This window comes from Pseudomonas sp. MWU347 (assembly GCF_017947305.1).
Lineage (GTDB): Bacteria > Pseudomonadota > Gammaproteobacteria > Pseudomonadales > Pseudomonadaceae > Aquipseudomonas > Aquipseudomonas putida_A.
Window position 1 is genome coordinate 42,306 of record NZ_JAFGZB010000011.1, and the last position, 13,735, is coordinate 56,040.

12 protein-coding genes are annotated in these 13,735 nt (G+C 60.8%); 6 read left to right on the forward strand and 6 right to left on the reverse strand.

Going from position 1 to position 13,735, the window contains the following annotated elements:
• The first annotated feature begins 174 nt into the window (after positions 1-174).
• The 5 genes from kdgD to KCG87_RS22265 all read left to right on the forward strand — a co-directional run bounded on the left by kdgD (position 175) and on the right by KCG87_RS22265 (position 7,002).
• A complete protein-coding gene (gene kdgD / locus KCG87_RS22245) occupies positions 175-1,086 on the forward strand; it encodes a 5-dehydro-4-deoxyglucarate dehydratase (protein ID WP_007981458.1) in 912 nt (303 codons plus the stop codon).
• Positions 1,087-1,146: 60 nt separating this feature from the next.
• Complete coding sequence (locus KCG87_RS22250) at positions 1,147-2,592, forward strand: aldehyde dehydrogenase family protein (protein WP_134785437.1); 1,446 nt, start codon at positions 1,147-1,149, stop codon at positions 2,590-2,592.
• Between the two features lie 149 nt (positions 2,593-2,741).
• Positions 2,742-4,106, forward strand: a complete 1,365-nt coding sequence (locus tag KCG87_RS22255; RefSeq protein WP_027610828.1) for an MFS transporter — start codon at positions 2,742-2,744, stop codon at positions 4,104-4,106.
• 11 nt (positions 4,107-4,117) lie between these two features.
• Entirely contained in the window at positions 4,118-5,671 is a 1,554-nt protein-coding gene (gene garD, locus KCG87_RS22260; protein WP_098967200.1) for a galactarate dehydratase, read from the forward strand.
• A gap of 389 nt (positions 5,672-6,060) precedes the next feature.
• The gene (locus KCG87_RS22265; protein ID WP_134785438.1) at positions 6,061-7,002 is read left to right on the forward strand and encodes an AEC family transporter; all 942 of its coding nucleotides are present in this window, start codon (positions 6,061-6,063) and stop codon (positions 7,000-7,002) included.
• A 135-nt stretch (positions 7,003-7,137) separates the two neighbouring features.
• Here the strand turns inward: KCG87_RS22265 and KCG87_RS22270 are convergent, their stop codons facing one another.
• From KCG87_RS22270 to gatC, 6 genes are all read right to left on the reverse strand, one after another.
• Positions 7,138-7,518 carry a carboxymuconolactone decarboxylase family protein gene (locus KCG87_RS22270; RefSeq protein ID WP_003221648.1) on the reverse strand — a complete coding sequence of 127 codons (381 nt, stop codon included), beginning with the start codon at positions 7,516-7,518 and terminating at the stop codon, positions 7,138-7,140.
• A complete protein-coding gene (locus tag KCG87_RS22275) occupies positions 7,515-8,576 on the reverse strand; it encodes a calcium/sodium antiporter (RefSeq protein WP_135294958.1) in 1,062 nt (353 codons plus the stop codon). The genes KCG87_RS22270 and KCG87_RS22275 overlap by 4 nt, the downstream gene beginning before the upstream one ends.
• A gap of 46 nt (positions 8,577-8,622) precedes the next feature.
• The gene (locus KCG87_RS22280; RefSeq protein ID WP_210558899.1) at positions 8,623-8,997 is read right to left on the reverse strand and encodes a septal ring lytic transglycosylase RlpA family protein; all 375 of its coding nucleotides are present in this window, start codon (positions 8,995-8,997) and stop codon (positions 8,623-8,625) included.
• Positions 8,998-9,226: 229 nt separating this feature from the next.
• Positions 9,227-10,672 carry an Asp-tRNA(Asn)/Glu-tRNA(Gln) amidotransferase subunit GatB gene (gene gatB, locus KCG87_RS22285; RefSeq protein ID WP_007961565.1) on the reverse strand — a complete coding sequence of 482 codons (1,446 nt, stop codon included), beginning with the start codon at positions 10,670-10,672 and terminating at the stop codon, positions 9,227-9,229.
• A gap of 10 nt (positions 10,673-10,682) precedes the next feature.
• Entirely contained in the window at positions 10,683-12,134 is a 1,452-nt protein-coding gene (gene gatA / locus KCG87_RS22290) for an Asp-tRNA(Asn)/Glu-tRNA(Gln) amidotransferase subunit GatA (protein ID WP_097090387.1), read from the reverse strand.
• A 16-nt stretch (positions 12,135-12,150) separates the two neighbouring features.
• Positions 12,151-12,438: an Asp-tRNA(Asn)/Glu-tRNA(Gln) amidotransferase subunit GatC gene (gene gatC / locus KCG87_RS22295; protein ID WP_003221657.1), complete on the reverse strand. Its 288-nt coding sequence runs from the start codon at positions 12,436-12,438 to the stop codon at positions 12,151-12,153.
• A gap of 211 nt (positions 12,439-12,649) precedes the next feature.
• Here gatC and mreB point away from each other — a divergent pair, with 211 nt between their 5' ends.
• Positions 12,650-13,687, forward strand: coding sequence for a rod shape-determining protein MreB (gene mreB / locus KCG87_RS22300; protein WP_002555108.1), 1,038 nt, complete (start codon positions 12,650-12,652; stop codon positions 13,685-13,687).
• Positions 13,688-13,735 lie beyond the last annotated feature (48 nt).

The window sequence follows — 13,735 nt, forward strand, 5'->3', positions numbered from 1 at the left end:
GAGCCTAGCCCAGATTTTTCCTACGTCAAGAACGAATCTTGTCCGACAAAAAGTGTGAGGCGACGATGAAATGCAGTTGACGGTTATCTTTTAAGTTGTACGATGACCTACAACTTCAGCGCTGGCTGAACCATAAAACTCACAAAAAATGTTGCTACCCAGGGTGTTCGAAAAATGAATCCACAAGAACTGAAGTCCATCCTCTCCGCCGGTCTGCTGTCGTTCCCGGTCACCGATTTCAATGCCCAGGGCGATTTCAACCGCGCTGGCTACATCAAACGTCTGGAATGGCTGGCCCCGTACGGCGCGTCGGCACTGTTCGCCGCCGGCGGCACCGGTGAGTTCTTCTCCCTGGCAGCCAGCGAATACTCGGAAATCATCAAGACCGCGGTCGATACCTGCGCCACCAGCGTGCCGATTCTGGCCGGTGTCGGCGGCTCGACCCGTCAAGCCATCGAGTACGCCCAGGAAGCCGAGCGTCTGGGCGCCAAAGGTCTGTTGCTGCTGCCGCATTACCTGACCGAAGCCAGCCAGGACGGCGTTGCCGCCCACGTTGAAGCGGTGTGCAAATCGGTGAACATCGGCGTGGTGGTCTACAACCGCAACGTCTGCCGCCTGACCGCGCCACTGCTGGAACGTCTGGCCGAGCGTTGCCCGAACCTGATCGGCTACAAGGACGGTCTGGGCGATATCGAGTTGATGGTGTCGATCCGTCGCCGCCTCGGTGATCGCTTCAGCTACCTCGGCGGCCTGCCGACCGCTGAAGTCTATGCCGCCGCCTACAAGGCGCTGGGCGTGCCTGTTTACTCGTCGGCGGTGTTCAACTTCATCCCGAAAACCGCGATGGATTTCTACCACGCGATTGCTCGCGAAGATCACGCCACCGTCGGCAAGATCATCGACGACTTCTTCCTGCCGTACCTCGACATCCGCAACCGCAAAGCCGGTTATGCCGTGAGCATCGTCAAGGCAGGCGCCAAGATCGCCGGCTATGACGCAGGCCCGGTGCGCGCACCGCTGACCGACCTGACCGGCGAAGAGTACGAAATGCTCGCTGCGCTGATCGACAAGCAAGGCGCGCAATAAACACCGACCCACAAGGCCGCTGAGCAATCAGCGGCTTTTGCGTAGAGAGGAGAATTTTCTGTGGCTGATTCCAAGCGTTACGACAACTACATCAACGGTGAATGGGTCGCCGGTGCCGACTACTCGGCCAACATCAACCCGTCCGAGTTGAGCGACACCATCGGCGATTACGCCAAGGCTGACCTGACTCAGGTTAACGCCGCTATCGATGCGGCCCGCACCGCGTTCCCGGCGTGGTCGACTTCGGGCATTCAGGCCCGTCACGATGCGCTGGATAAAGTCGGCACGGAAATCCTCGCCCGTCGCGAAGAACTCGGCACCCTGCTGGCCCGGGAAGAGGGCAAGACCCTGCCCGAAGCCATCGGCGAAGTGACCCGCGCCGGCAATATTTTCAAGTTTTTCGCCGGTGAATGCCTGCGTCTGTCCGGCGATTACGTGCCGTCGGTGCGCCCGGGCGTCAACGTTGAAGTGACCCGCGAAGCCCTCGGCGTGGTCGGTCTGATCACCCCGTGGAACTTCCCGATTGCCATCCCGGCATGGAAGATTGCTCCGGCATTGGCCTACGGCAACTGCGTGGTGCTGAAACCTGCGGATCTGGTGCCGGGTTGTGCCTGGGCGCTGGCGGAAATTATCTCCCGTGCAGGCTTCCCGGCCGGCGTGTTCAACCTGGTGATGGGCAGCGGTCGAGTGGTCGGCGAAGCGCTGGTCAACAGCCCGAAAGTCGATGGCATCAGCTTTACCGGTTCGGTGGGCGTGGGTCGGCAGATCGCTGTTAATTGCGTGTCGCGCCAGGCCAAGGTGCAGCTGGAAATGGGCGGCAAGAACCCGCAGATCATTCTCGACGACGCCGACCTCAAACAAGCGGTCGAGCTCTCGGTGCAGAGCGCGTTCTATTCCACCGGCCAGCGTTGCACGGCGTCGAGCCGCCTGATCGTCACCGCCGGGATTCACGACAAATTCGTCGAGGCCATGGCCGAGCGCATGCAGTCGATCAAGGTCGGCCACGCGCTGAAATCCGGCACCGACATCGGTCCGGTGGTTTCCCAGGCGCAGCTTGAACAGGACATGAAGTACATCGACATCGGCCAGTCCGAAGGTGCACGTCTGGTCAGCGGCGGTGGTCTGGTGACCTGCGACACCGAAGGCTACTTCCTCGCGCCAACGCTGTTTGCCGACAGCGAGGCGTCGATGCGCATCAGCCGTGAAGAGATCTTCGGCCCGGTGGCCAACGTCGTTCGCGTGGCCGATTACGAGGCGGCGCTGGCGATGGCCAACGACACCGAGTTCGGTCTGTCGGCTGGTATCGCCACCACGTCGCTGAAGTACGCCAACCACTTCAAGCGTCATTCGCAGGCCGGGATGGTAATGGTCAACCTGCCGACCGCCGGTGTCGATTACCACGTTCCGTTCGGTGGCCGTAAGGGTTCATCCTATGGCTCACGTGAGCAAGGCCGCTATGCGCAAGAGTTCTACACCGTGGTGAAAACCGCCTACATCGGCTCCTGATACAGCAATACCCCTGTAGGAGCTGCCGAAGGCTGCGATCTTTGCTTTTGAAGATCAAAAGATCGCAGCCTTCGGCAACTCCTACAGGGAATACATGCAGCACAACAGATTCACCCGCGCATAAAAATAATCAGTGGGAGTACATCTACATGCAATCGTCCAAGCCGACTCACGTCCGCTATTTGATCCTGCTCATGCTGTTTCTGGTGACCACGATCAACTACGCCGACCGCGCGACCATCGCCATCGCCGGTTCCAGCCTGCAAAAAGACCTCGGCATCGACGCGGTCACCCTCGGCTACATCTTCTCTGCTTTCGGCTGGGCCTACGTTGCCGGGCAGATTCCCGGTGGCTGGCTGCTCGATCGCTTCGGCTCGAAAAAAGTCTATGCCCTGAGCATTTTCACCTGGTCGCTGTTCACCGTGCTGCAAGGCTTTGTCGGGGAATTCGGCATGTCCACGGCGATCGTTGCGCTGTTCATGCTGCGCTTTCTGGTGGGCTTGGCCGAGGCGCCATCCTTTCCCGGCAACGCGCGGATTGTCGCGGCCTGGTTCCCGACTGCAGAACGCGGTACCGCCTCGGCGATCTTCAACTCGGCGCAATACTTCGCCACCGTGCTGTTCGCACCGCTGATGGGCTGGATCGTGTATCGCTTCGGCTGGGAGCACGTGTTCATCGTCATGGGCATCCTCGGTATCATCTTCTCGCTGGTCTGGCTCAAGGTTATCCACAGCCCGCGTCAACATCCGCTGGCCAACGAAGCCGAAGTGCAGTTCATCGCCGACAACGGCGGCATGGTCGACATGGACGTCAAGCAAGGCAAAAAATCCGACGGTCCGAAGTGGGATTACATCCGTCAGTTGCTGACCAACCGCATGATGCTCGGTGTATATCTGGGTCAGTACTGCATCAACGGCATCACCTATTTCTTCCTGACCTGGTTCCCGGTGTACCTGGTGCAGGAGCGCGGCATGACTATTCTCAAAGCCGGTTTCATTGCCTCGCTGCCGGCAATCTGCGGTTTCATCGGTGGCGTGCTTGGCGGGGTGATTTCCGATTACTTGCTGCGCAAAGGGCATTCGCTGACCTTCGCCCGCAAGGCACCGATCATCGCCGGATTGCTGGTGTCGAGCAGCATCGTCGCTTGCAACTATGTCGATGTTGAATGGATGGTGGTCGGCTTCATGGCCCTGGCATTCTTCGGCAAAGGCGTGGGCGCGTTGGGCTGGGCAGTGGTGTCCGACACTTCGCCAAAACAGATCGCCGGTCTGAGCGGTGGCCTGTTCAACACCTTTGGCAACATCGCCTCGATTACCACGCCGATCGTGATTGGCTACATCATCAGCTCCACCGGTTCGTTCAAGTGGGCGCTGGTGTTCGTCGGTGCCAACGCACTGGTCGCGGTGTTCAGCTACCTGGTGATCGTCGGCCCGATCAAACGGGTGGTGCTCAAAGAGCCGCCAACCAACGGTGGTTCTGAAATCACCGGCAAATTGTCTCAAGCGCATTCCTGAGGAGCGGCGTCATGCAGTTGATTGAACATTCCGACTCGCCGCGCTACATCCGCCTGCACGAGCGGGACAACGTAGTGATTGTGGTCAACGACCAGGGCGTACCGGCCGGCACCGAGTTCCCGGACGGTCTGGTGACCGTGGATTTTGTGCCGCAGAGCCACAAGGTCACCCTCGAGGACATTCCCGAGGGCGGCCAGGTGATTCGCTACGGCCAGACCATCGGCTACGCGTTGCAGCCGATCCCGCGTGGCAGCTGGGTCAAGGAAGATCAACTGCGCATGCCGACCGCGCCGCCGCTGGACAGCCTGCCGCTGTCCACCGAGGTGCCTGCCGCGCAGGCCCCGCTGGAAGGCTTCACGTTCGAGGGTTATCGCAACGCCGACGGCACCGTCGGCACGCGCAATATTCTCGGGATCACCACCACGGTGCAGTGCGTGACCGGCGTGCTCGATCACGCGGTGAAACGCATCAAGGACGAGTTGCTGCCGAAATATCCGCATGTCGATGACGTGGTGGCGCTGACCCACAGTTACGGCTGCGGCGTGGCGATCACCGCCACTGACGCCTATATACCGATCCGCACCGTGCGCAACCTGGCGCGCAACCCGAACCTGGGTGGTGAAGCGCTGGTGATCAGTCTGGGCTGCGAGAAATTGCAGGCCGGGCAGGTGATGCACGAGGACGATGCCTCGGTCGATCTCAGCGAGGCATGGCTGTATCGCCTGCAGGATTCCAGTCACGGTTTCACCGAGATGATCGAGCAGATCATGGCGCTGGCCGAAGTCCGTTTGAAGAAGCTCGACCAGCGCCGCCGCGAAACCGTGCCGGCCTCCGAGCTGATCCTCGGCATGCAGTGCGGCGGCAGCGATGCGTTCTCCGGCATCACCGCCAACCCGGCGCTGGGTTATGCCTCGGACTTGCTGCTGCGCGCAGGGGCGACGGTGATGTTTTCCGAAGTCACCGAAGTGCGCGATGCGATTTATCTGCTGACTTCCCGTGCCGAAACCAAAACCGTGGCGCAGGAACTGGTGCGTGAGATGGACTGGTACGACCGCTATCTGGCCAAGGGCGAAGCGGATCGCAGTGCCAACACTACACCGGGCAACAAGAAGGGTGGGTTGTCGAACATTGTCGAGAAGTCGCTAGGTTCGATCGTCAAATCCGGTAGCAGCGCGATCAATGGCGTGCTCGGCCCGGGCGAGCGTTTCAAGCAGAAGGGTTTGATTTTCTGCGCCACGCCGGCGAGTGATTTTGTCTGCGGCACCTTGCAGTTGGCAGCGGGGATGAACCTGCATGTGTTCACCACTGGGCGGGGTACGCCGTATGGTTTGGCGATGGCGCCGGTGGTCAAGGTCTCGACGCGTACGGAATTGGCGCAGCGCTGGCCGGACCTGATTGACATCGATGCCGGTCGGATTGCCACCGGGCGCGCGACCATCGAGGAATTGGGCTGGGAGTTGTTCCACTACTACCTGGATGTGGCGAGCGGCAAGCAGCAGACGTGGGCGGAGAAGCACAAGCTGCATAACGACATCACCCTGTTCAATCCGGCGCCGATTACCTGATGGTTTGTGAGGCAAAAGCTACCCTCACCCCAACCCTCTCCCGGAGGGAGAGGGGGCCGATCCGGGAATATTCTAGTAATACACCGACCTGAAAGGGATCTACCGAATCCATAATCGACTCGGTCTCTCGGGTCGATGTATGACGCACCACACCTCAGTCAGCCCCCTCTCCCGGAGGGGGAGAGGGGCCGATCCGGGAATTTTAATAATACGCCGACCTGAAAATGCTTTGCCGAATCCATAGTCGACTCGGTATTGCAGGTCGATGTATGACGCACCACACCTCAGTCAGTCCCCTCTCCCTCCGGGAGAGGGTTAGGGTGAGGGGCTTTTCAAGCTTTTGGCTTATCATTAAGCCCTGACGACGCTCACCCAAAGGCTCCCCCGGCATGCTGGCAATCTTCCTCGAAACCTTGAACATCACCGCGCCGGTGTTCGCCATGCTGTTCCTCGGGGTGTTGCTCAAGCGCATCGACTGGATCAACGACAACTTCATCCACACCGCCTCGGCGCTGGTGTTCAACGTCAGCATGCCGGCGCTGCTGTTTCTCGGGATTCTGCATGCGGATCTGCACGCCGCACTGCAACCGGCGCTGCTGATCTATTTTGCGATCGCGACGCTGGTGAGTTTTGCCCTGGCCTGGGGCTGGGCGATCATCAAGTGCCCGCGTGAAGATCGCGGTATCTACACCCAGGGTGCGTTTCGCGGCAACAACGGGGTGATCGGTCTGGCGCTGGCGGCGAGCATGTACGGCGACTACGGGATTTCCCTCGGGGCGATTCTCGCGGCGCTGGTGATCCTGTTTTACAACACGCTGTCGACCATCGTGCTCGCGGTGTACAGCCCGGTGATCAAGTCCGATCCGTGGAGCATCTGCAAAAGCGTGTTCAGCAACCCGCTGATCATCAGCGTGATTGCCGCCGCGCCGTTCGCGTATTTCCAGATCAGCCTGCCGGGCTGGCTGGAAACCTCCGGCCAGTATCTGGCGCAAACCACTTTGCCGCTGGCGCTGATCTGCATTGGTGGCACGCTGTCACTGGCGGCGCTGCGCAAGAGCGGCAGCATGGCGCTGAGTTCGAGTCTGGTGAAGATGATCGGCCTGCCGGTGCTGGCGACGCTGGGGGCGTGGTTGTGGGGCTTTCGTGGCGCAGAGCTGGGGATTCTGTTTCTGTACTTCGGCAGCCCGACGGCGGCGGCCAGTTTCGTCATGGCCCGGGCGGCGCAGGGCAATCATGAGCTGGCAGCGGCGATCATTGTGCTGACCACGCTGATGGCGGCGGTGACCACCAATATCGGGATCTTTCTGTTGCAGTGGGGTGGGTGGATCTAGCCTGAGACTCGGGTTGCTCCTGCGGGCCTCTTCGCGAGCAAGCCCGCTCCCACAGGTTTTTGTGTTGTTAATCAGATTTCAACAACACCAAAGAACCCTGTGGGAGCGGGCTTGCTCGCGAAGGCGTCAGTCCTTTCACTCAGGTTTCTGGTAACTGTCGATCACTTCCTGCGCCGCGCGAAACGCATCAATCGCCGCCGGCACCCCGGCGTACACCGCGCAATGCAGCAGCGCCTCGCGAATCTCCTCGACCGTGCAGCCATTGTTCAGCGCACCGCGCACGTGGCCCTTCAATTCCTGCGGGCACTTCAATGCGGTCAGCGCTGCAAGGGTAATCAGGCTGCGGGTTTTCAGCGGCAGACCTTCGCGATTCCACACGCCGCCCCAGGCGTGTTCATTGACGAAATCCTGCAACGGCTGAGTGAATTCGGTGGCGTTGCCCAAGGCGCGATCAACGAACGCATCACCCATTACCTGACGGCGGATTTCAACCCCGGTTTTCTGCGAATCGGTCATGGCACATCCCTCTTGTGGTGTTGGCGGCGCCAGGCGCGTACGGACGTGAACAACAGAAACGCCAGCAGCGTCGGCAGCACGTAGAACAGCATCAGTTTTTCCAGTTTGCCGGCCAGCGGCATGCCGGTGGTGAACGACACCACGTGCAGTCCGTAAGCCGCGTACAAACCGAGCAACAGCAGACCCTCGGCGCGGGTCACACGGTAGCCGGAATAGAACACCGGCAGGCACAGCGCGGCGACGCCGAGCATCACCGGCAAGTCGAAATCCAGCGCGTTGGGCGAGACCGACAACGGCGTCGGCGCAATCAACGCAGTGACCCCGAGCACCCCGAGCAGGTTGAACAGGTTGGCGCCAATCACGTTGCCCACGGCGATATCGCGTTGCCCGCGCAATGCCGCGATCAGCGAGGTGGCGAGTTCCGGCAGCGAGGTGCCGACCGCAACCACCGTCAGACCGATCACCCGTTCGGAGAAGCCCAGATCGGTCGCCACCGCCACCGCTGCGCCGAGCAGCAAATGCCCGGCGAACACCAACAGCGCCAGGCCGACAACGATCATCAGCAGACTGCTGAACCACGGCACCTGCGGAGGTTGTGGCGATTCCGAATGCGGGCGCGCCGAGTGCCGCGACTGGCGCAGCAACAGGCCCAGATACAACGCCAATGCCGCGAGCAACAGCACGCCGTCGAAGCGGCCGATCTGTTCATTCCAAGCGAGGACGAACACCAGCAGGCTGGCGCCGATCATCAGTGGAATATCCAGGCGCACCAGTTGCCGCGACACCCGCAGCGGAATGATCAGCGCCGACAGGCCGAGGGTCACGAGGATGTTGAAGATGCTGCTGCCGATCACGCTGCCGACGGCAATGTCGGGGTTGTGCGCCAGGGTCGCTTGCAGGCTGACCGCCATCTGCGGGGCGCTGCTGCCGAGGGCGACGATGGTCAGGCCGATGATCAGCGGCCGCACATGCAGGCGCGCGGCCAGACGCACCGCGGCGCGCACCATCAGTTCGGCGCCGAGGATCAGCAGGATCAGGCCGCTAAGCAGCTCGATCACCTTGATCAGTGGTAGGTCGGCTAGAGCAAAAATGGTCAGCGCTCCATCAGTCGTCGAGGGCCTGTATGCGCACCCGTGCGGTGCCGCTACCGAGCATGCCGAGGTGTTCGGCGGCTTCACGCGAGACATCGATCAAGCGGCCACGGGTGTGCGGGCCACGATCGTTGATGCGCACAACGCAGGATTTGTCGTTTTTCAGGTTGGTGACCTTCACCCGGGTGCCGAATGGCAATTGGCGGTGGGCGGCGGTCAGGGAATGCTGGTTGAACGGCTCGCCACTGGCGGTGCGCTTACCGTGGTGCCTGGCACCGTAGTAGGAGGCGACGCCGGTCTGGTCGTAACCGTGCGGGTCGATGATGTCGTTGCTGGCGCAACCGGCGAGCAAGGAGAGCAGGGCGCAGGCGCCGAGCAGACGTTTCATTCAAAGGCTCCACAAAACAAATGTGGAAACAACCCAATGTGAAGATCAGCTTCTGTGGCGAGGGGATTTATCCCCGATGGCGCGCGCAGCGCCCCCAAATTCCAGATACAGAAGAATTGGGGCCGCTTCGCAGCCCATCGGGGATAAATCCCCTCACCACAAAACCCCTTCAGCCATGGATTGTTCCCACAGGGGATGGAGCCAGGCTTCAGGTCTGGCCCCATTTGCATCAGCCTTCGAGCTTGCTTTTCAGCAGTTCGTTCACTTGCTGCGGGTTGGCTTTGCCTTTCGAAGCCTTCATGGCCTGACCGACAAAGAAGCCGAACATCTTGCCGCGCTTGGCTTCGTCTGCCGCACGGTATTGTTCGACCTGCTCGGCGTTGGCCGCGAGCATTTCGTCCAGCACCGCGGAGATCGCGCCGCTGTCGGTCACTTGCTTCAGACCGCGCTTGTCGATGATCTCGTCCGCCGTGCCTTCGCCGTTGGCCATCGCTTCGAACACCACTTTGGCGATCTTGCCGGAGATGGTGTTGTCCTTGATGCGCTGCAGCATGCCGCCCAACAGTTCAGCGGAAACCGGCGACTCGTCGATGTCCAGGCCTTGCTTGTTGAGCAGGCTGCCCAACTCGACCATCACCCAGTTCGCCGCCAGTTTGGCGTCGCCGCCGATGGCTGCGACCTTCTCGAAGTAGTCCGCTTGCTCACGGCTGGTAGCCAGCACGTTGGCGTCGTAGGCCGACAGACCGAACTGGCTCTGGAAGCGCTCGCGTTTTTGCGGTGGCAGTTCCGGCAGGGTAGCGCGCACCTCGCCGAGGAACGACTCTTCGATGACCACTGGCAGCAGGTCCGGGTCGGGGAAGTAACGATAGTCGTTGGCTTCCTCTTTGGAGCGCATCGGACGGGTCTCGTCCTTGTTCGGATCGTACAGACGGGTCTGCTGGATCACTTTGCCGCCGTCTTCGATCAGCTCGATCTGCCGCTGGATCTCGGAGTTGATGGCCTTCTCGATGAAGCGGAACGAGTTGACGTTCTTGATCTCGCAGCGGGTGCCGAACTCGACCTGGCCTTTCGGGCGGACCGAGACGTTGCAGTCGCAACGCAGCGAACCTTCGGCCATGTTGCCGTCGCAGATGCCCAGATAACGTACCAACGCGTGGATCGCCTTGACGTAAGCCACGGCTTCCTTGGCGCTGCGCATGTCCGGCTCGGAAACGATTTCCAGCAGCGGCGTGCCGGCACGGTTCAGGTCGATGCCGGTGGCACCGTTGAATTCTTCGTGCAGACTCTTGCCGGCGTCTTCTTCCAGGTGCGCGCGGGTGATGCCGACACGTTTGACGGTGCCGTCTTCCAGCGCGATGTCCAGGTGGCCCTTGCCGACGATCGGCAATTCCATCTGACTGATCTGGTAGCCCTTCGGCAGGTCCGGGTAGAAGTAGTTTTTGCGGGCGAACACGTTGTGCTGACCGATCTCGGCGTCAATCGCCAGACCGAACATCACCGCCATGCGCACCGCTTCCTGGTTCAGCACCGGCAATACGCCGGGCATGCCCAGGTCGATCAGGCTGGCCTGGGTGTTCGGCTCGGAGCCGAACTGGGTGGAACTACCGGAAAAGATTTTCGACCGGGTAGTGAGCTGAGTGTGAATCTCCAGCCCGATCACGACTTCCCATTGCATGTGTGTCTCCTCAGAAGCCGGTTGGGGTGCGGGTGTGCCAGTCAGTGTTCAACTGATACTGATGGGCAACGTTCAACAGGCGACCTTCCTGGAAATACGGCGCAAGCAACTGCACGCCCACCGGCAGACCGTCGACAAAACCGGCCGGCATCGACAGGCCCGGCAGGCCCGCGAGGTTGGCGGTGATGGTGTAGACGTCTTCCAGATAGGCAGCGACCGGATCGCTGTTCTTCGCGCCGAGTTTCCAGGCCGGGTTCGGCGTGGTTGGGCCGAGGATGATGTCGACTTCATTAAAGGCCGCCATGAAGTCGTTCTTCACCAGACGACGGATCTTCTGCGCTTTCAGGTAGTAGGCGTCGTAGTAACCGGCGGACAGCGCGTAGGCGCCGACCATGATCCGGCGCTGCACTTCCGGCCCGAATCCTTCGCCACGCGAGCGTTTGTACAGGTCGATCAGGTTTTCCGGGTTCTCGCAGCGATGGCCGAAGCGCACGCCGTCGAAACGCGACAGGTTCGAGGAGGCCTCGGCTGGCGCGATCACGTAGTACGCAGGAATCGCGTGCTGCATGTTCGGCAGGCTGATTTCCTTGATCACGGCACCGAGCTTCTGCAGCTCTTTGATGCTGTTCTGGATCAGCTCGGCGATGCGCGGGTCGAGACCGGCGCTGAAGTATTCCTTCGGCACGCCGATGCGCAGGCCCTGCAGCGAAGTGTTGAGGCTGGCGGAGTAATCCGGAACCGGCTCATCGATGCTGGTGGAGTCGTTCTGGTCGAACCCGGCCATACCTTGCAACAAAATCGCGCAGTCTTCGGCCGTACGCGCCAACGGGCCGCCCTGATCGAGGCTGGAGGCGTAAGCGATCATGCCCCAGCGCGAAACACGACCGTACGTCGGTTTCAGGCCGGTGAGGTTGGTGAATGCAGCGGGCTGACGGATCGAACCACCGGTATCGGTGGCCGTGGCCGCCGGCAACAGACGAGCGGCAACCGCCGCCGCCGAACCACCGGACGAACCGCCCGGCACGTGTTCCAGGTTCCACGGGTTTTTCACCGCGCCGTACCAGCTCGACTCGTTGGCCGAACCCATGGCGAATTCGTCCATGTTGGTCTTGCCCAGGGTCACGGCGCCGGCAGCGGCCAGTTTCGCGACCACGGTGGCGTCGTACGGGGCCTTGAAGTTGTCGAGCATCTTCGAACCGCAGCTGGTGCGGATGCCTTGAGTGCAGAACAGGTCCTTGTGGGCGATCGGCGCACCGAGCAGGGCGCCGCTCTCACCGTTGGCCCGGCGCGCGTCGGCGGCTTTCGCCTGCTCGAGTGCCAGCTCTTCGGTGAGGCTGATGAAACTGTTGAGCTGCGGATCGAGCTGGGTAATACGCGCCAGCAGGACTTTGGTCAGCTCTTCGGAGGAAAACTTTTTATCGGCGAGACCGCGGGCGATCTCGGCCAGAGTCATTTGATGCATTGCAGGCTCTTTCCCTTTAGTCGATGACTTTCGGAACCAGATACAGGCCGTTTTCGACCGCTGGTGCGATGGACTGATAGGCCTCGCGGTGATTGGTCTCGGTCACGACGTCGGCGCGCAGGCGCTGACTGGCTTCCAGCGGGTGGGCCAAAGGCTCGATACCGTCGGTGTCGACGGCCTGCATTTCGTCGACCAGCCCGAGAATGCTGTTGAGGGCGGAAGTAATGTGCGGAAGATCGGCATCATTCAGGCCAAGACAGGCCAGATGTGCGATTTTTTCCACGTCGGAGCGTTCTAGCGCCATCGGGATTCTCCAGTGGAAAACAGAACGGACGGCGTCCGTGTGTTAGATTGTCGGAACACTACCGCACTTCTACGGTCATAAGGCCGCGATTGTGGGGCTTGGTGCACAGAAAAGCGGCCAATTTAACATATTGGCGCCTTGCCCAAAATCCCTGTCGTTGTTAGAGTTTGCCGCACTTTTTTACCCACGCGTTGCCTAGGGTCCCTTTCCCATGTTCAAGAAACTGCGTGGCATGTTTTCCAGCGATCTTTCCATTGACCTGGGCACTGCCAACACCCTTATTTACGTGCGCGAGCGCGGTATCGTCCTGAATGAGCCATCGGTTGTGGCCATTCGGACACACGGTAACCAGAAAAGTGTCGTTGCTGTCGGCACCGAAGCCAAGCGCATGCTCGGCCGTACGCCGGGCAACATTGCTGCCATTCGTCCGATGAAGGACGGCGTGATCGCCGACTTCAGCGTCTGCGAAAAGATGCTGCAATACTTTATCAACAAGGTTCACGAAAACAGCTTTCTGCAGCCCAGCCCTCGTGTGCTGATCTGCGTTCCATGCAAATCCACCCAGGTTGAGCGTCGTGCCATCCGTGAATCGGCCCTCGGTGCCGGTGCCCGTGAAGTGTTCCTGATCGAAGAGCCGATGGCTGCTGCGATCGGTGCCGGCCTGCCGGTTGAAGAAGCACGCGGTTCGATGGTCGTCGATATCGGTGGTGGCACCACTGAAATCGCGCTGATCTCCCTGAACGGTGTGGTCTACGCCGAATCCGTCCGCGTGGGCGGCGACCGCTTCGACGAAGCGATCATCACCTACGTGCGCCGCAACTACGGCAGCCTGATCGGTGAATCGACTGCCGAGCGCATCAAGCAGGAAATCGGTACGGCCTACCCGGGCGGCGAAGTTCGCGAAGTCGACGTTCGCGGTCGCAACCTGGCCGAAGGCGTTCCACGTGCATTCACCCTGAACTCCAACGAAGTGCTGGAAGCTCTGCAAGAGTCCCTGGCCACTATCGTTCAGGCGGTGAAAAGCGCGCTGGAGCAATCGCCGCCGGAACTGGCTTCCGACATCGCCGAGCGTGGCCTGGTGCTGACCGGTGGTGGCGCGCTGCTGCGTGACCTCGACAAGTTGCTGGCCCAGGAAACCGGTCTGCCGGTGATTGTTGCCGAAGATCCGCTGACCTGTGTTGCTCGCGGCGGTGGCCGTGCATTGGAAATGATGGACAAGCACACCATGGACCTGCTCTCCAGCGAATAAGCGCCGGTTTGCAATACGTGGGTGAGCGCACAGGCAGCACTTTGCAGT